Here is an 18,328-nt window from a genome sequence, read left to right on the forward strand (position 1 = left end):
GATTGATGCGATGCAGGTGTTAAAAATTACTGGGCAACGTCTTCGTACTGCGGCACCGGGTTGCGGAAGCTGCGGGTCACACATGCCAGGTAGACGATACCGATAGCACCCCAGATCAGGCCCAGCACCATTGAGCTCTCTTCCAGGTTCAGCCACAGCGCGCCTACGGTCAGAGCACCACAAAGCGGCAGGATGAGATACTGGAAGTGATCTTTCAGCGTCTTGTTACGCTTCTCACGGATCCAGAACTGCGAGATCACCGACAGGTTAACGAAAGTGAACGCCACCAGCGCACCGAAGTTAATCAGGGCCGTCGCCGTCACCAGGTCGAAGTTAATCGCCAGCAGTGCGATGGCGCCAACCAGCAGCACGTTAAATGCCGGGGTACGCCATTTCGGATGCACGTAGCCAAAGAAGCTGCGCGGGAACACGCCGTCACGGCCCATCACGTACATCAAACGCGAAACGCCCGCGTGTGCTGCCATACCGGAAGCCAGCACGGTAATGGTGGAGAAGATCAGCACGCCGTACTGGAAGGTTTTACCCGCCACGTAGAGCATGATTTCCGGCTGAGACGCTTCCGGATCTTTAAAGCGTGAGATGTCCGGGAAGTAGAGCTGCAAGAAGTAGGACGCCGCGATAAATACCAGGCCGCCAATCAGGGCAGTCAGGAAAATCGCACGCGGGATCACGCGCTCTGCGTCTTTGGTCTCTTCAGACAGCGAGCTGATACCGTCAAAGCCGAGGAACGAGAAGCACAGGATAGTGGCACCGGTGATCATCGGCACAACGTGCGCATCCGCACTCCAGAACGGCTGTGAGCTGACCAGTGTACCCGCGCCTTCACCGTGGGAAACACCATAAATGATGAGACCGACGATAGCCGCTACGATGCCCATCTGCAGCACCACGATAACGGTGTTGAAGTTAGCCACGGTTTTCAGGCTGCGCAGGTTGGAGATGGTCATAAACGCGACCAGCGCGACTACGAACATCCACGACGGTACGTTAGGTACCAGCGCTTCGAAGTAAATTTTCGCCAGCAGGATGTTGATCATCGGCATGAACAGATAGTCCAGCAGGGATGACCAGCCAACCATAAAGCCAACAGCCGGGCTGATGGATTTCTGGGCGTAGGTATAAGCGGAGCCAGCCGACGGGAAGCGGCGCACCAGTTTACCGTAGCTGATAGCGGTAAAGAGGATCGCGACCAGCGCGAAGGCATAGGCTGTTGCGACGTGACCACTGGTCAGGCCGGATACGATACCGAACGTATCGAACAGCGTCATCGGCTGCATATAGGCAAGGCCCATCATTACAACCGGAATCAGCGTAAGGGTCTTACGCAATTCCACGCGAGAGGTGGTAGTACCTGGAGTAACGTTATGCGACATGGCTGATCTCCATTACGGCGTGTGCCGTCGCAAATGCAAAAAATTGCCCCATCTTTCTTATTTCCTCGGCGACACGACTGTCGATCTTTAGTAAGTATCTATCCGGTACGAAGCCCGGCCTCTTGTTTTAAAATGACGTTTCTTAATTGCAAAAAAATAACCGACGTTATTCACGTCGGCTAATTCTCATTTTGCAGGGCGCGTATTTTGCAACACTTTCAGGCACGATGACAAGATGTTGAGCCCCTCATCGACAATTTCTTTTTCCGCCGTCAGCGGAACCAGGAAACGGATTACGTTGGCACGCACGCCGCAGGAGAGCAACACCAGCCCCTGCCGCCCCGCTTCCTGTATCAGCAGTTGGGTCAGTTCTTTATCTGGCTTCTGGCTGTCGCGCCCCTCTACCAGCTCCATCGCCACCATTGCCCCAACGCCGCGCACGTCGCCGATGCAGTCATATTCCTCAGCCAGCCGGGTCAGGCGCGTCACGATCTGCTCGCCCACCGCCTGGGCTTTCTCATTCAACTGCGCGCGCTCGATCAGATCGGTCACCGCCAGCGCGGCGGCAATGGCTACCGGCGAGCCGGCGTAGGTTCCGCCCAGCCCGCCCGGCAGGGCTTTATCGAACAGCGCCTTGCGTCCCACCAGCGCGGCCAGCGGGAAGCCGCCCGCCAGGCTTTTCGCCATGGTGATCAGATCCGGCTCCACGCCGGTGTGTTCAATGGCGAAGGTTTTCCCGGTGCGGCAGAAGCCGCTCTGGATCTCATCAACAATCAGCACAATGCCGTGCCGGTCACACAGGGCGCGCAGCTGCTGCATAAAGTGCGTGGAAGCAGGATAAAAACCGCCCTCTCCCTGCACCGGTTCGATGATAATCGCCGCAACTTCTTCCGGTGCCACGTCGGCGGCAAAAATGCCCGCCAGCGAGGCCAGCGCCTGAGTATCGCTCACGCCGAGATAGGCTGCCGGATAGGGGGCGTGGTAGATACCCGCCGGGAACGGGCCGTAACCTTTCTTATAGGGCTGAACTTTACCGGTCAGCGCCATTCCCAGCAGCGTTCGTCCGTGGAAGGCACCGCGAAACGCGATCACCGCTGAGCGTCCGGTAGCGATGCGCGCGACCTTAATCGCGTTCTCTACCGCCTCGGCACCAGTAGAAAGAAACAGCGTCTGGCAGGCAGTCTCGATTGGCACCAGAGCGTTAAGCCGCTCCGCCAGTTCAATATAGTTGCCATACGGCGTCACCTGAAAACAGGGATGGGTGAAGTGCTCCAGCTGCGCTTTCACCGCGTCGATTACCGCTGGATGATTATGCCCGGTATTCAACACCGCAATCCCGGAGGCAAAGTCGATGTAGCGCTTGCCCTCTACGTCCCAGAGTTCGGCGTTGCGCGCGCACGCAATATAGACCGGCAGCGCGTTTCCTACCCCCTGCGCCACCGCCGCCTCACGCCGCGTCTGCCACTGCTGATTGGTCTGACTCATACCTTCTCCTTGCGAGAAAAAACCCGGCGCATGCCCGCCCTTCTTAAACATAGACGAGGGTAAAGGCTTTACCAGAGAAGTGAGACGAAGCGCAGAAAGCCGCCGCAGGAGGCGGGAGAGGCGATAAAAAAACAGGGAAAATGCAGCAGGAACAGCATGAGATCCCGCTCCGGCGCAGGCCGTCGAAGCGGGGGCGCGGGGGTTATGCCATCGGCATCACCAGCGGGTCGGGATAGCGGTATTCGAAACCAAGCTCGTTGCAGATGCGGTTGCCGTCAACGCGCTTGCCCTGCGTGCCGGCTTCACTGTTACTGAACTGCGGCGGTTCAAGGCCCAGCTGGCGCGCCATCACTGGATAGAATTCGGCGCGGGCCGGATGGTGCGGTGCACAAAGGTTATAAGTGCGGCCCCCCTTCGGGGTTTCCAGCAGCAGCGTGATAGCTGACACCACATCTTCAAGATGAACCATATTCACGCCGTGACTGCCGTTGGGGGCTGTTTTGCCAGCGAAGAAGCGGCCGGGATGCCGCCCAGGCCCGACCAGCCCGGCGAGGCGCAGAATGTCCACCGAGGTGCCCGGTATCTGATGCAGCCACGCCTCCAGCTCCTTCAGCACGCGGCCGCTGTGGGTAACCGGCTGCAGCGGGGTGGTCTCTTTTACCGTGCCGTCCACGTCACCGTACACCGACGTGGAGCTGGTGAAGATGATGCGCGGGATACGGTGCGCCAGCGCGCTGTCGACTATCTCCTGCACCGCCTGCTGATAAAAGGTATCGCCCTCCCCGGTGCGGCGGGCGGGAAGCGTCACCACCAGCGCATCAACGTTCAGCAGCGCATCCAGTTCATCGCTGTCGCACACCAGCTCAGGCGTAAGCGCAAGCGAGTAGCTCTCAATGCCGCACATGCGCGCCGCCTCTACGCCGTCCGGCGTGGTCTTGCTGCCGGTAACCTGCCAGCCGCGCGCGTTCAGCGCGAGCGCCAGCGGCATTCCCAGCCACCCCAAACCGACAATAGCCACCTTTTTCATACCTTTCTCCTGGATCCTGAAGCGACGCGATGCGCATCGTTAAAGCGTAACCGACAACGGCACGGCCTGCACGGCTGCTGCCGGGGTAAGGCTACCCCTGCCCGGTGACGGTGGCAATCGGCAGGCGCAAGATGAAACGCGCTCATGATGAAAAAAAGCCCTTGCCTTCCTGCACATACCTGGTTTACGGTAAGACCCATTGTGAATACTCATTCATCAGAGAATTTTATGAACTGCGTTCAGATCAAAAACCACCATCATCACCATCACCCTGACTAGTCTTTCAGGCGATGTGTGCTGGGAGACATTCAGGATCTTCCAGTGGTGCAGAACGCAACAGAAAGCCCCCGGAAGATCGCCTTCCGGGGGCTTTTTTTTGTGCTTACACCAGCCGAAAGCCGCGGATAAAAATAAAACCTTTACGATGATTGCAGACCGACCACGACAGGATTACGAGGAACCGAGAATGTTAGATAACACCCGTTTACGCATAGCTATTCAGAAATCAGGGCGTCTGAGCGACGATTCACGCGAACTGCTGGCCCGCTGCGGCATCAAAATCAATCTGCACACCCAGCGCCTGATTGCTCTGGCAGAGAATATGCCGATCGATATTCTGCGCGTGCGTGACGACGACATTCCGGGGCTGGTGATGGATGGCGTGGTGGATCTGGGGATCATTGGTGAGAACGTGCTGGAAGAGGAGCTGCTGACGCGCCGCGCTCAGGGCGAAGATCCGCGCTACTTCACCCTGCGTCGTCTCGATTTCGGCGGCTGCCGCCTGTCGCTGGCAACCGCGGTTGACGAAGCCTGGGACGGCCCGGCGGCGCTCAATGGAAAACGCATCGCCACCTCCTATCCGCACCTGCTGAAACGCTATCTCGACCAGAAAGGCGTGCAGTTTAAATCCTGCCTGCTTAACGGCTCGGTGGAAGTGGCACCGCGTGCCGGTCTGGCCGATGCCATCTGCGATCTGGTCTCTACCGGCGCGACGCTTGAAGCCAACGGCCTGCGCGAAGTGGAAGTTATCTACCGCTCCAAAGCCTGCCTGATCCAGCGCGACGGCGAGATGCCGGATGCCAAACAGCAGCTCATCGACAAGCTGTTGACCCGCATTCAGGGCGTCATCCAGGCGCGCGAGTCCAAGTACATCATGATGCACGCGCCGACCGAGCGCCTCGATGAAGTCATCGCCCTGCTGCCAGGTGCTGAGCGTCCGACCATTCTGCCGCTGGCCGGGGATCAGCAGCGCGTGGCGATGCACATGGTGAGCAGTGAAACCCTGTTCTGGGAAACCATGGAAAAACTGAAAGCGCTGGGGGCCAGCTCCATTCTGGTGCTGCCGATTGAGAAGATGATGGAGTAAATCATGGCCTTTACCACTCTGATTGACTGGAATGCCTGTAGCGACGCCGAGCAGCGTCAGCTCCTGACCCGTCCGGCAGTATCGGCGTCTGACAGCATCGCCCGCACCGTCAGCGAGATCCTGGATAACGTCAAACGCGACGGCGATGCAGCGCTGAAAGCCTATAGCGCAAAGTTCGATAAAACCGAGGTGGCGGCGCTCCCGGTGAGCGCAGCGGAGATCGATGCTGCCTGCGCGCGCCTGGGGGATGACATCAAAGCCGCGATGGCGGTGGCCGTCAGTAATATCGATACCTTCCACCGCGCCCAGCAGCTGCCAGCGGTGGATATCGAAACCATGCCCGGCGTGCGCTGCCAGCAGGTGACGCGCCCCATCGCCTCGGTGGGCCTCTATATTCCCGGCGGCTCCGCGCCGCTGTTCTCCACGGTGCTGATGCTGGCGACCCCGGCGCGTATCGCTGCTTGCCAGCAGGTGGTGCTCTGCTCGCCGCCACCGATTGCGGACGAAATTCTCTATGCTGCAAAGCTGTGCGGTGTACAGCAGGTGTTCCGGGTGGGTGGTGCGCAGGCCATTGCCGCTATGGCTTTTGGCACCGACAGCGTGCCGAAAGTAGACAAAATCTTTGGCCCTGGTAACGCCTTTGTTACCGAAGCCAAACGCCAGGTGAGCCAGCGTCTGGACGGTGCGGCGATTGATATGCCCGCCGGGCCGTCGGAAGTGCTGGTCATTGCAGACAGCGGGGCCACGCCAGCGTTTGTCGCCTCCGATCTGCTTTCCCAGGCGGAACACGGGCCTGACTCGCAGGTGGTGTTGCTGACTCCCGATGAAAACATGGCGCGTGCCGTGGCCGACGCTGTGGAACAGCAGCTCGCCGATCTGCCGCGCGCAGAGACCGCCCGCCAGGCGCTGGCGTCCAGCCGCCTGATCGTGGCCCGGGATCTGGCGCAGTGTATCGCCATCTCTAACCAGTACGGCCCGGAGCACCTGATCATTCAGACCCGCAACGCTCGCGAGCTGGTGGATAGCATCACCAGCGCCGGGTCGGTGTTTCTCGGTGACTGGTCGCCGGAGTCGGCCGGAGATTATGCCTCTGGCACCAATCACGTGCTGCCGACCTATGGTTACACCTCAACCTGCTCCAGCCTCGGGCTGGCTGATTTCCAGAAGCGCATGACGGTGCAGGAACTGACCCCGGCGGGCTTCTCAGCCCTGGCGCAAACCATCGAAACCCTGGCCGCGGCTGAGCAGCTCACCGCCCACAAAAACGCCGTCACCCTGCGTGTGGCCGCCCTGAAGGAGAAGGTATGAGCAGCGAAGATTTAGCCCGCGCTAATGTGCGTGCCCTGACCCCGTATCAGTCTGCGCGCCGTCTTGGCGGCAACGGCGACGTCTGGCTTAACGCCAACGAATACCCGACCGCGGTGCCGTTCGTGCTGACGCAGCAGACGCTCAACCGCTATCCGGAGTGTCAGCCCAAAGCGGTGATCGAACGCTATGCGCAATACGCCGGGGTCAAACCGGAGCAGGTGCTGGTAAGCCGCGGCGCGGACGAAGGCATCGAACTGGTGATGCGCGCCTTCTGCGAACCGGGCCAGGATGCCATTCTCTACTGCCCGCCTACCTATGGCATGTACAGCGTCAGCGCGGAAACTATCGGCATCGAATGCCGTACCGTGCCGACGCTTGACGGCTGGCAGCTCGATCTGGATGGCATTGCCGCCCAGCTCGACGGCGTGAAAGTGGTTTTCGTGTGTAGCCCCAACAACCCTACCGGCCAGTTGATTAACCCGCAGGATATCCGTGACCTGCTGGAGATGACCCGCGGCAAAGCGCTGGTTGTGGCGGACGAAGCCTATATTGAATTTTGCCCGCAGGCCTCGCTGGCCAGCTGGATTGAAGAGTACCCTCACCTGATGGTGCTGCGTACGCTCTCCAAAGCCTTTGCCCTGGCCGGGCTGCGCTGCGGGTTTACCCTCGCCAGCGAAGAGGTTATCGCCCTGCTGATGAAGGTGATCGCCCCTTACCCGCTCTCTACCCCGGTGGCGGACATCGCCGCTCAGGCGCTAAGCCCGCAGGGCATTGAGGCCATGCGCGCCCGCGTGGCGGCAATTCTTGAGAACCGCCAGCGGCTGATTGACGGCCTGCAAAGCCTGCCCTGTGTGGAAGCGGTGTTCCCGTCGGAAACCAACTACGTGCTGGCGCGCATCACCACCTCCAGCGCGGTGTTTAAATCGCTGTGGGATCAGGGCATTATCTTGCGTGACCAGAACAAACAACCGTCGCTCAGCGGCTGTCTGCGCATTACCGTCGGCACCCGCGACGAGTGCCAGCGCGTCCTGGATGCGCTGCGTGACCAACCCGGCCTGACCGCCACGGAGAAGCAATGAGCCAGAAGATCCTTTTTATTGACCGCGACGGCACCCTGATCTCTGAACCGCCAGAGGATTTCCAGGTAGACCGCATGGAGAAGCTGGCGTTCGAACCGGACGCCATTCCGGTGCTGCTGCAGCTGCAGAAAGCCGGCTACCGGCTGGTGATGATCACCAATCAGGACGGGCTGGGTACTGCCAGTTTCCCGCAGGCGGATTTTGACGGTCCGCATAACCTGATGATGCAGATTTTTACCTCTCAGGGCGTGGCGTTCGACCAAGTGCTTATCTGCCCGCACCTGCCTGCCGACGCGTGCGACTGCCGCAAGCCGAAGCTGGCGATGGTCACTGGCTATCTTGAAGATGGCGTGATGGATCGTGCCAACAGCTACGTCATCGGCGACCGCGCTACCGACGTAACGCTGGCGGAAAACATGGGTATCCAGGGGCTGCGCTATCAGCGCGACACCCTCGGCTGGGCGGCTATCGGCGAACAGCTGACGAAGCGTGACCGCTACGCCCACGTTGAGCGCAACACCAAAGAGACGCAGATTGACGTTAAGGTGTGGCTGGATCGCGAAGGCGGCAGCAAGATCAATACCGGCGTCGGCTTCTTCGACCACATGCTGGACCAGATTGCCACCCACGGCGGTTTCCGCATGGAGATTGCGGTGAAAGGCGACCTCTATATCGACGACCACCACACCGTGGAAGATACCGGCCTGGCGCTGGGCGAGGCGCTGAAGCTGGCGCTGGGCGACAAGCGCGGCATCAACCGTTTCGGCTTCGTGCTGCCGATGGACGAGTGTCTGGCGCGCTGTGCGCTGGATATCTCCGGCCGCCCGCACCTCGAATACAAGGCGGAATTCACCTATCAGCGCGTGGGCGATCTCAGCACCGAGATGGTTGAGCACTTCTTCCGCTCCCTCTCCTACACTATGGCGGTGACGCTGCACCTGAAAACCAAAGGTAAAAACGATCACCACCGCGTTGAGAGCCTGTTTAAAGCCTTTGGCCGTACGCTGCGCCAGGCGATCCGCGTGGAAGGCGACACCCTTCCCTCGTCGAAAGGAGTGCTGTAATGAGCGTGGTGATCCTTGATACCGGCTGCGCCAACCTCTCATCCGTCAAATGGGCCATCGAGCGTCTCGGCTATGAGCCGCTGGTCAGCCGCGATCCGGACGTGGTGCTGCGTGCCGACAAGCTGCTGCTGCCCGGTGTCGGTACTGCCCGCGCGGCGATGGACCAGCTGCACGAGCGCGAGCTGGTGGACCTGATTAAAGCCTGTACCCAGCCGGTGCTGGGAATTTGCCTCGGTATGCAGCTGCTGGGCAGTCACAGCGATGAAAGTGGCGGCGTTGAGCTGCTGGGCATTATCGACGAGCCGGTGCCGCACATGACCGACGTCGGCCTGCCGCTGCCGCACATGGGCTGGAACCGCGTCTACCCGAAAGCGGGCAACCACCTGTTCCGCGGGATCGAGGACGGGGCGTACTTCTACTTCGTGCACAGCTACGCGATGCCGGTGAATCCCTGCACCATCGCCCAGTGCAGCTACGGCGAGCCGTTTACCGCCGCGGTGCAGAAAGATAACTTCTACGGCGTGCAGTTCCACCCGGAGCGCTCCGGCGCGGCGGGCGCGCAGCTGCTGAAAAACTTCCTGGAGATGTAAATGATTATTCCGGCACTGGATTTGATAGACGGAACGGTGGTGCGTCTCCATCAGGGCGACTACGGGCAGCAGCGCGACTACGGCAGCGATCCGCTCCCGCGCCTGCAGGATTACCAGGCGCAGGGCGCAGAGGTGCTGCACCTGGTGGATTTAACCGGGGCGAAAGATCCGGCGCAGCGCCAGATCCCGCTGCTGAAAACCCTGGTAGCGGGCGTCAGCGTGCCGGTACAGGTTGGCGGCGGCGTACGCAGCGCAGAGGACGTCGCGGCCCTGCTGGACGCAGGCGTGGCGCGGGTGGTAGTTGGCTCCACGGCGGTGAAGTCGCCGGAGCAGGTTCAGCAGTGGTTTACCCGCTTCGGCGCCGACCAGCTGGTGCTGGCGCTCGACGTGCGCATTGACGCGGCGGGCAACAAACAGGTGGCGGTAAGCGGCTGGCAGGAGAACTCCGGCGTCACGCTGGAAGCGCTGGTGGAGCAGTATCTCCCCTTCGGCCTGAAGCACGTGCTGTGCACGGATATTTCGCGCGACGGCACGCTTGCTGGTTCCAACGTCGAACTTTACAGAGAAGTGTGCGCCCGCTATCCCCAGGTGGCGTTCCAGGCGTCCGGTGGCATTGGTGGTCTGGCCGACATTGCGGCGCTCACCGACAGCGGCGTCAGCGGTGTGATCGTGGGTCGCGCGCTGCTGGAAGGTAAATTTACGGTAACGGAGGCAATTCAATGCTGGCAAAACGGATAATCCCCTGCCTCGACGTGCGCGATGGTCAGGTAGTGAAAGGCGTGCAGTTCCGCAACCATGAGATCATCGGCGACATCGTGCCGCTGGCGAAACGCTACGCCGAAGAAGGCGCCGACGAACTGGTGTTCTACGATATCACCGCATCCAGCGATGGCCGCGTGGTGGACAAGAGCTGGGTCTCACGCGTGGCGGAAGTGATCGACATTCCGTTCTGCGTCGCTGGCGGGATCAAATCCGCGGAAGACGCGGCGAAAATTCTCACCTTCGGGGCTGACAAAATCTCCATTAATTCCCCGGCGCTGGCCGACCCCGAGCTTATCACCCGCCTTGCCGACCGTTTCGGCGTGCAGTGCATCGTGGTGGGGATTGATACCTGGTTTGACGAAACCAGCGGGAAATATCACGTTAATCAATATACCGGCGACGAAAGCCGCACCCGTGTGACCCAGTGGGAGACCCTCGACTGGGTGCAGGAAGTACAGAAGCGCGGCGCAGGGGAAATTGTGCTGAACATGATGAACCAGGACGGCGTACGCAACGGCTATGACCTGGTTCAGCTAAAAAAAGTGCGAGAGGTGTGCCACGTTCCGCTCATCGCCTCCGGCGGTGCCGGGACCATGGAACACTTCCACGAGGCGTTTCGCGATGCGGACGTGGACGGCGCGCTGGCGGCATCGGTGTTCCACAAGCAGATTATCAATATTGGCGAGCTAAAAGCGTACCTGGCACTGCAGGGCGTGGAGATTCGGGTATGTTAACAGAGCAACAACGCGCGCAGCTGGACTTCGAAAAAACCGACGGCCTGCTGCCGGCGGTGATCCAGCACGCGGTGTCCGGTGAAGTACTGATGCTGGGCTACATGAACGACGAGGCGCTGCGCGTCACCGAACAGAGCGGGAAAGTGACTTTCTGGTCGCGTACCAAACAGCGGCTGTGGACCAAGGGCGAGTCCTCGGGCCATTTCCTTAATGTAGTCAGCATCACCCCGGACTGCGATAACGACACCCTGCTGATTCTGGTCAACCCTGTCGGGCCGACCTGCCACCTCGGCACTTCCAGCTGCTTTGGCGAGGCGCATCATCAGTGGCACTTCCTGTGGGAGCTGGAGCAGCTGCTGGCGTCACGCAAGACCGCCGATCCGGAGAGCTCCTACACCGCGAAGCTCTACGCCAGCGGCACCAAGCGTATCGCGCAAAAGGTCGGGGAAGAAGGTGTCGAGACTGCGCTGGCCGCTACGGTGAACGACCGCCACGAGCTGACCAACGAGGCTTCAGACCTGATGTATCACCTGCTGGTGCTGCTCCAGGATCAGGATCTCGATTTAACCACGGTGATTGAGAACTTGCGTAAGCGGCATTGATGAGGTGCCCTGATATCCGGGAGCCCCCGGATATCATCCTTCAGGCAAGCTGCGTCTGTTGAGATAGCGCGTGCTGCAACCCTTTTCGCGCTATCGTTATCGCAGCACCTGTAATAACGCCTGCCAGTAACGCCAGCACGATCAGTAACGCTGAACGCCGGTCATCGGGCTGCAACGGCACCGTCGGTTTGACGATGTAGCTAAAAGCAGAATACTGGAAAGGCTGTTGCCTGAAGGTTTTTAACTCAAGCAACTCCTGCCGAAGCTGATAGTAGCTGTCTGAAAGCTGAAGCGGACGTGAACGCTCATTGTCGATCATGGCGCTCAGCGCATCGCTGCCCAGCACGAACAGAGCGTCATTATTCAGAGTAGACACCTGCTGCACACTCAGTTGCGCCACGTTCGCCTCGCGCGCGACGAGAAGCGCCTGTTTGAGGTTGTTCAACCTGTCAGCTTTCTTTTCTTCCGCCACAGTTTCCTGGGCGCTAATGAACGTGTTCAGCTGCGTGATACGGGTATCAATCAGATAATTCAGCTCTTCTTTTACGGCCTGGCGCAGCTGCATGTCAGTCGCCATCAGAACAGAATCAAGTTCACGCGCCGCTGACTGGGCATCGTCTGCTGAAACACTGATCTTCACCGGCCAGGGCATTTCTTTATCCTGCGCTTCTGCCTTAAAGCCCACAATGCCGGGACCCTGCGCGTCAAGCATGGCCATGGCACGGCTGAAATTCATCTCTTTGATATCGCCATTGCTGACCGGTTTTTTTTCATCCATCGCGTTATTTACCACTTTAGAAGCGATGACCGGCGTAAGAATGTTTGTCAGACTGGTATATCCCGCCATATCCGCATCCCCGGGTAAGGTTATCAGCGCGGAAGCGGTCCACCTGGGTTTATCGAACCAGAGATAGCCCGCTGCAAGCACGGCCGCCAGCGTAGCGCAGATAAGGATAGTTATCCGACCCTGCCAGAGTGCCAGCAGAAGGTGCAGTAAATCTGGTTCGTTAGACGGACCGGAATGCGGTTGGGCATGACGTGCAGACATGGTTTATTTCATCGCTCACAAAAAAACGGACGATAATTTATCGTCCGTTATAGAGAATTATTTAGTGGCGCTAACATATCAGCAGATACTTTTATTTCAACTACCTGAAATAGTAAAACCATGACGGGAATAGCGTGCCAGGGCGAGAAGCAAGAAGGCGGGATGAGATTCGGGGCTGACAGGTAAGAACATGCTGAATACGTCCGGGAACTGACGTACTCAGCACGACGATCATTACTGCTTACGCATGTTATATTCGCGAATGGCGTTACGCCCCAGTACCGCCGCGGCGCCGATCATGCCACCCAGCAGCACAGCAAGCACCAGCGTCAGGGCGCGTTTCGGGCTGTCGCGGCGAATAGGGGTATCCGGCTGCATCACGTAGCGAAAAGCGTAAAGTGTGTTGGGCTGCGCTTTCAGGGCATTCACCGCCAGCAGATTCTGACGCAGTTGATAATAATCAACGGTCAGCGGCAGTGGGCTGGTGGCATGGTTCTGAATCATCGCTTTTAACGCGTCGCTACCCAGAATAAACAGCGTGTCGTCTGAGATGCCCTCTGACTGCTGCACCTGCGGCTTGGTGATACCTGACTGCTCGGCGATCAGCAGCGCCTGGTTTAGTACCTTCGCGCGCTCTTCCTGCTTCTCTTTGGCGACGTGCTCCATCGCCTGCAGGGAGGAGGTCAGCTCTTTAGCGCGCGAGTCGATATTTTTGGTGAGGTCTTTTTCCATTTCGCCAGCGATGGCGCGGTTGAGCTCGGTAATGTATTTCTCAAGCGTTTTAGTAGCTTTCTCTGACGTATCGGACACGTAGCTGATAGCCAGCGGTGCTGGCTGCCCTTTAACCGTCGGTTCGATAGAGAGTTTTTCTGGCGTTTCCTGATTATTTAACTGTAGTGAGCGAGCCGACAGCGCAGCGTTAAGGCGCGAGAAAAATTGCTGTTGGATATCCGATACCAACGGTGCGTTGCCCGGATATAGCGTATTCATGGCATTGGTGTAGCTGGAAACCTGGCCGGAATCAGGGATGGTAATAATTGCTGACGAGGTCCACTTCTCTTTAGCAAAGGCAAGATACAGACCGGCTAAAATTATAGCAAAAATAGTAAAAGCAATGATGATGACTTTTCCACGCCAGAGCTGGAAAAAAATATCGATGAGATCGATGGTTTCTGAATTGTCGTGGTTCCGTTCCACTGTTTTATACGTGTGCGTTGTCATGATTACCTTAAGTATAAAGTAGAAAAACAAACGAAGCGCCGGAGCTAAGTGTAACGGGTTTACGGGACTCTGCCTGTTAATATTTGACGCGGTACGCTAAGAATAGCCCGAAACTACGGGCGTTTAAGGCAGTAAAAAGGCCCTCCGTAGAGGGCCTGAGCAGTTATTCCATCCACTCGGTGTGGAATACGCCATCTTTATCGATACGCTTGTAAGTGTGCGCACCGAAGTAGTCGCGCTGCGCCTGAATCAGGTTGGCAGGCAGAACGGCAGAGCGATAGCTGTCGTAGTAGGCAATGGCAGCAGAGAAGGTCGGGGTCGGGATACCGTTTTGTACCGCATAGGCCACAACGTCGCGCAGCGCCTGCTGATATTCATCAGCAATCTGCTTGAAGTAAGGGGCCAGCAGCAGGTTAGCGATCGCCGGGTTCTCGGCATACGCATCGGTGATTTTCTGCAGGAACTGGGCACGAATGATGCAGCCAGCGCGGAAAATCTTCGCGATTTCACCGTAGTTGAGATCCCAGTTGTTCTCGTCGGATGCCGCACGCAGCTGGGAGAAGCCCTGCGCGTAAGAGACGATTTTGCCCAGGTAGAGTGCGCGACGCACTTTCTCGCTGAACTCAGCTTTGTCACCGGCGAACGGTTTGGCATGCGGGCCGCTCAGGACTTTAGAGGCGGCAACGCGCTGCTCTTTCAGCGAGGAGATGTAGCGGGCAAACACAGACTCGGTGATCAGGGACAGCGGCTCACCCAGATCCAGCGAGCTCTGGCTGGTCCACTTACCGGTACCTTTGTTCGCGGCTTCGTCCAGAATCACATCAACCAGGTATTTACCCTCTTCATCTTTTTTAGTGAAGATATCTTTGGTGATGTCGATCAGGTAGCTGCTCAGTTCGCCATCGTTCCACTCGGTGAAGGTGGTTGCCAGCTCTTCGTTAGAGAGGTTCAGACCATGCTTCAGCAGTGAGTAGGCTTCCGCGATGAGCTGCATGTCGCCGTATTCGATGCCGTTATGCACCATCTTCACGTAGTGACCCGCGCCGTCTGCGCCGATATAGGTGACGCACGGCTCGCCGTCTTCAGCAACCGCAGCGATCTGTTTCAGGATCGGGGCAACCAGTTCATAAGCTTCTTTCTGACCGCCAGGCATGATTGACGGGCCTTTCAGCGCGCCCTCTTCCCCACCGGACACACCGGTACCGATGAAGTTGAAACCTTCCGCAGAGAGCTCGCGGTTACGGCGAATGGTGTCGTGGTAGTAGGTGTTGCCGCCATCAATGATGATGTCGCCTTTCTCCAGATACGGCTTCAGGGACTCAATCGCCTTGTCGGTACCCTCACCCGCTTTCACCATCAACAGGATACGACGCGGCGTTTCGAGGGATTCAACAAACTCTTGCACGGTGTAGTAAGGAACAAGTTTCTTGCCCGGGTTCTCGGCAATCACTTCTTCAGTTTTTTCACGAGAGCGGTTGAACACGGAGACGGTATAACCACGGCTTTCGATGTTGAGCGCCAGGTTGCGCCCCATCACTGCCATACCGACGACGCCGATCTGTTGCTTGGACATTACATACTCCTGTCAGGTTTGGTCACTGCGACGTATACGCAGCTTGAATGTGTTACGGATGTTAACTCATCCGTGGCAAGTATGGGTAGGGTTCGATGTGCTGTTAAGACGGGCTGACACATGCTCATGCGTCATAAACCGCATCAGACGTAAATCATCAGCTGTGCGGTGTCTGCACACTTTTTCTCACTCCATGCTTTTTAAGCGCGCGAATAATATAGAACGAAAAGAACCAGGCTGTTTTAATCACATTAAATCGCAGATGGTTGCGGTAAAAATCCCATTGTGTAGCAAGTATTTTTACCTTATTTGATGACAGACTTTCATGCCCTTCACGATACAACGCCAGCTCTTCCGGCAAGCACCAGGCATAATCAATCGTTTTGAGAATGTTGAGCCACAGCGCCATGTCCTGACGCTTTCGGATCGTCGGCATAAACACTTTGCCGAGTATTTTTGTATCATACACCGCAGTCAAACAACCAATAACATTCGATTTTAATAGTTCGCGATAGTTTACACGCTCAGGTGGATGAATAATGCCGGTAATATTACCAACATCATCAATTTTTCTGTACTGCGTATAAGTCAGCGCATAGGCGTTATCCAGCATGAACTTTATCTGCTTCTCTAATTTCTCAGGACACCACATATCATCACTATCAAGGAAAGCGATAAAGCGACCATTGGCATGCCGGATAGAATTATTTCTCGCAATTCCTGCGCCAGAATTACCTTCTAATCTTAAGAGCTTTATACGTTCGTCTTTGTTTATGTATTCCCGAACAATCTCACACGTCGAGTCAGAAGAGTTGTCATCAGTGATGATCAACTCCCATGCCGTATAAGTTTGCGATAATACTGAATCAATGCTAAGAGCAATCACTGCTTCAGCATTATAAGAAGGCATTATTATTGAAACTAATGCGCACATACAATCACCACCTGATTAACTCTTTTCCATTCTGCTACGTTTAATCCAGCCTTGTTTATTAGCCATAATTATGAACGCAGCAATAAAGAAAACAAATGCAAAGCGATAAAGATTTGCTTCACTTACGCCTGACATAACAAATACGAAGAAGGCATAGAAACCACACCAGTAAAGAGACAAATTTTTGTGCCTCTCTATAATTGAACTGAAAGCAGCCAGACCGAAGACGATTAAAAGTGATAGCATTATGCTAATAGCAGCGCCAAAACGCAAATAAAGCTCAGCCGTAAAGAATATTGGCATGGAACCCGGGCCGGAGCTATACACGAAATCATAAATAGCAATCTTTACTTCGTTCGACGAGAGAGGATAAAAATTAACACCTTGTGCAAACATTTCTAAAGCATTTGGGATAGATATTCCTTGTGTAACAAATATCCTCCTGAATATGGATTCTAACAAATAATCAGCAAGTGTATCATAGCCTATTGAAACACCTTTGGCTAAGGCGTATACAACAAGCGAAAGAACACACATAAAGCCTACAACAAAAATATTCTTATTGCGCAAAGCAAAAAGCCAGCAAAAAATAAAAAAGTAGAGCATGATGCCTTTATTGCCGCCAGCTATTAACAGCAGCACCAGGAGGCAAAAAAAGAAAAAATTCTTTATTCGTTTCTTTCGGTGGATTTCAAAGTGTTGAAAGAAAATAACTGGCAACACTACCTGGTAAACAACGCTGGTGAAAAAGTAAAACTGAAATCCTTCACTGTCTATATCTGGTCTAACAAGAAAATCACCAGACAGCATTTTAAATATTGGCCAGTGATTGATATGCGCAAAAAAATACAGAGCAGAATAACCAATGGATATAGCAACAAAAACTTTCCAGCAGGATGAAAAAGTAAGATTATGCGAATCAACAGCAATGCTTCTGCTTTTTTCTAACAATAGAGATGCAATATTTCTAAATATATAAAAAACAACAATTAACCAAATACTTAAAAAACCAAGGACATAAAATTGGATTTCTGCCCCGCTTTTATACATGCGATAAACCCCCCCCCCAAAAAAAGCATACGTCGCGGGACTTAGAAAAATAATTATTGCCCCCCAATAAAAAAAGAAGGAGGGGTAACGATAAAGTTTTTGACTAAAAAAAAGGAGGGTCAGAATGATAAATGAAAAAATGAGAATAGTATATTCAATCATCTAACTCGTCCTGTCTCAAATATTGAATGTCAACATGAGAATGAGCTTCTAGGAAAAGGTAAACATCAGATATTGCTTTATTATTAGATAAATAATACTCATCCGGGCAGCAATAGGATATAACTTGAATTTGAGGATAAGCAGTTTTCACATTAAACAGTGCGGTAGAATACAAACCAACCAGCACCGCAACCAGCTCATCCATTTGTTCTATCTTATCTTCCAGCGTAGATTCCGACTCGCTGACAATTGCAAAACCAAGCTGTTGCAGTTCAGCCTGTGTCAGGCGATCCTCGCTTCGATGGCGGGCGTAAACCAGTTCCCCATGTTGCCGATATTGGTTTATAAAGCGGCGAAGTATGGCCAGATATACTTCACTTGTCAGGATCTGCTTTTCAACATAAGGGCCACCAGCAAACCATATCTGTCTTCCCGAGGGTTTGCTACATTTTATCTCTGGATGGCGGTGGATAATTTTTAGCGTTTCGCTTTTAACATTAAAAAAGGTGTAAAGTGTTTTGCTACCATAAGTGCTGACGGATTCCATTTGGGGGATAGTTGCAATAGTAGCCATGCCATCATCAACGAATATTATGTCGGCCGATTTATTAAAATTCAGAACGGTTCTCATCCACTTAGAACGCACATCGCCTACAACAAATCTTTTGTTGCTCCTTAATAAGAAATACTTTATCCAGATGAGTAACACAAAGAAAAATAACCCCACCCTGGAGCTTTTTTTTACACGTTTCTCATAGAAGAAATGGTGAACTATATCCTGAGGAGGGACGAAATGTCTGTCGTTATCTTGCAAGCCATTTTTTCGAAGGATAAACAATGTGGGCTTTTCAGAATGATGCTCTGAGATAAACGCCAGCGCATTTTTATACTGTAAAGGCGATTCGCAAAGTACAATTGTATCAGCCATT

General features: G+C 55.3%; 18 protein-coding genes and 1 other annotated feature. Of the genes, 9 read left to right on the top strand and 9 right to left on the bottom strand.

Annotation, left to right across the window (positions count from 1 at the left end):
• Nucleotides 1–26: 26 nt before the first annotated feature.
• The 3 genes from KFZ77_RS12620 to KFZ77_RS12630 form a co-directional block, all read right to left on the bottom strand.
• Nucleotides 27–1,394 (bottom strand): APC family permease, encoded by a 1,368-nt coding sequence (locus KFZ77_RS12620; protein ID WP_031520895.1) that lies wholly within the window; start codon nt 1,392–1,394, stop codon nt 27–29.
• A 186-nt stretch (nt 1,395–1,580) separates the two neighbouring features.
• On the bottom strand, nt 1,581–2,879 hold the full coding sequence (gene gabT, locus KFZ77_RS12625) for a 4-aminobutyrate--2-oxoglutarate transaminase (RefSeq protein WP_264384390.1): 1,299 nt from the start codon (nt 2,877–2,879) through the stop codon (nt 1,581–1,583).
• 202 nt (nt 2,880–3,081) lie between these two features.
• Nucleotides 3,082–3,906 (bottom strand): SDR family oxidoreductase, encoded by an 825-nt coding sequence (locus KFZ77_RS12630; protein WP_264384391.1) that lies wholly within the window; start codon nt 3,904–3,906, stop codon nt 3,082–3,084.
• Between the two features lie 228 nt (nt 3,907–4,134).
• Here KFZ77_RS12630 and hisL point away from each other — a divergent pair, with 228 nt between their 5' ends.
• The 9 genes from hisL to hisIE all read left to right on the top strand — a co-directional run bounded on the left by hisL (nt 4,135) and on the right by hisIE (nt 11,411).
• Entirely contained in the window at nt 4,135–4,185 is a 51-nt protein-coding gene (hisL, locus tag KFZ77_RS12635) for a his operon leader peptide (RefSeq protein ID WP_152548372.1), read from the top strand.
• Nucleotides 4,161–4,284: a sequence feature (His leader region), on the top strand. It overlaps the preceding gene by 25 nt.
• A gap of 88 nt (nt 4,285–4,372) precedes the next feature.
• A complete protein-coding gene (gene hisG / locus KFZ77_RS12640) occupies nt 4,373–5,272 on the top strand; it encodes an ATP phosphoribosyltransferase (protein WP_264384392.1) in 900 nt (299 codons plus the stop codon).
• Between the two features lie 3 nt (nt 5,273–5,275).
• Nucleotides 5,276–6,580, top strand: a complete 1,305-nt coding sequence (hisD, locus tag KFZ77_RS12645) for a histidinol dehydrogenase (protein WP_264384393.1) — start codon at nt 5,276–5,278, stop codon at nt 6,578–6,580.
• On the top strand, nt 6,577–7,659 hold the full coding sequence (gene hisC / locus KFZ77_RS12650; RefSeq protein WP_264384394.1) for a histidinol-phosphate transaminase: 1,083 nt from the start codon (nt 6,577–6,579) through the stop codon (nt 7,657–7,659). The genes hisD and hisC overlap by 4 nt, the downstream gene beginning before the upstream one ends.
• Nucleotides 7,656–8,723 (top strand): bifunctional histidinol-phosphatase/imidazoleglycerol-phosphate dehydratase HisB, encoded by a 1,068-nt coding sequence (gene hisB, locus KFZ77_RS12655; protein ID WP_031520884.1) that lies wholly within the window; start codon nt 7,656–7,658, stop codon nt 8,721–8,723. Before hisC ends, hisB begins: the two co-directional genes overlap by 4 nt.
• Nucleotides 8,723–9,313 (top strand): imidazole glycerol phosphate synthase subunit HisH, encoded by a 591-nt coding sequence (gene hisH / locus KFZ77_RS12660; protein ID WP_031520882.1) that lies wholly within the window; start codon nt 8,723–8,725, stop codon nt 9,311–9,313. Before hisB ends, hisH begins: the two co-directional genes overlap by 1 nt.
• Nucleotides 9,314–10,051: a 1-(5-phosphoribosyl)-5-[(5-phosphoribosylamino)methylideneamino]imidazole-4-carboxamide isomerase gene (hisA, locus tag KFZ77_RS12665; RefSeq protein WP_031520880.1), complete on the top strand. Its 738-nt coding sequence runs from the start codon at nt 9,314–9,316 to the stop codon at nt 10,049–10,051.
• A complete protein-coding gene (hisF, locus tag KFZ77_RS12670; protein ID WP_031520879.1) occupies nt 10,033–10,809 on the top strand; it encodes an imidazole glycerol phosphate synthase subunit HisF in 777 nt (258 codons plus the stop codon). Before hisA ends, hisF begins: the two co-directional genes overlap by 19 nt.
• Nucleotides 10,803–11,411 carry a bifunctional phosphoribosyl-AMP cyclohydrolase/phosphoribosyl-ATP diphosphatase HisIE gene (hisIE, locus tag KFZ77_RS12675; RefSeq protein ID WP_264384395.1) on the top strand — a complete coding sequence of 203 codons (609 nt, stop codon included), beginning with the start codon at nt 10,803–10,805 and terminating at the stop codon, nt 11,409–11,411. The genes hisF and hisIE overlap by 7 nt, the downstream gene beginning before the upstream one ends.
• A gap of 40 nt (nt 11,412–11,451) precedes the next feature.
• Here the strand turns inward: hisIE and KFZ77_RS12680 are convergent, their stop codons facing one another.
• From KFZ77_RS12680 to KFZ77_RS12705, 6 genes are all read right to left on the bottom strand, one after another.
• Nucleotides 11,452–12,459, bottom strand: coding sequence for a Wzz/FepE/Etk N-terminal domain-containing protein (locus tag KFZ77_RS12680; RefSeq protein WP_264384396.1), 1,008 nt, complete (start codon nt 12,457–12,459; stop codon nt 11,452–11,454).
• Between the two features lie 234 nt (nt 12,460–12,693).
• The gene (gene wzzB / locus KFZ77_RS12685) at nt 12,694–13,683 is read right to left on the bottom strand and encodes an LPS O-antigen chain length determinant protein WzzB (protein ID WP_406678809.1); all 990 of its coding nucleotides are present in this window, start codon (nt 13,681–13,683) and stop codon (nt 12,694–12,696) included.
• A 160-nt stretch (nt 13,684–13,843) separates the two neighbouring features.
• Complete coding sequence (gene gndA / locus KFZ77_RS12690) at nt 13,844–15,253, bottom strand: NADP-dependent phosphogluconate dehydrogenase (protein ID WP_264384398.1); 1,410 nt, start codon at nt 15,251–15,253, stop codon at nt 13,844–13,846.
• Nucleotides 15,254–15,410: 157 nt separating this feature from the next.
• Nucleotides 15,411–16,187: a glycosyltransferase family 2 protein gene (locus KFZ77_RS12695; RefSeq protein ID WP_264384399.1), complete on the bottom strand. Its 777-nt coding sequence runs from the start codon at nt 16,185–16,187 to the stop codon at nt 15,411–15,413.
• 15 nt (nt 16,188–16,202) lie between these two features.
• On the bottom strand, nt 16,203–17,399 hold the full coding sequence (locus tag KFZ77_RS12700; RefSeq protein ID WP_264384400.1) for a hypothetical protein: 1,197 nt from the start codon (nt 17,397–17,399) through the stop codon (nt 16,203–16,205).
• A complete protein-coding gene (locus tag KFZ77_RS12705; protein WP_264384401.1) occupies nt 17,392–18,327 on the bottom strand; it encodes a hypothetical protein in 936 nt (311 codons plus the stop codon). The genes KFZ77_RS12700 and KFZ77_RS12705 overlap by 8 nt, the downstream gene beginning before the upstream one ends.
• Between the last annotated feature and the right edge of the window lies 1 nt (nt 18,328).

The sequence above is a fragment of the Siccibacter colletis genome, assembly GCF_025914095.1.
Lineage (GTDB): Bacteria > Pseudomonadota > Gammaproteobacteria > Enterobacterales > Enterobacteriaceae > Siccibacter > Siccibacter colletis.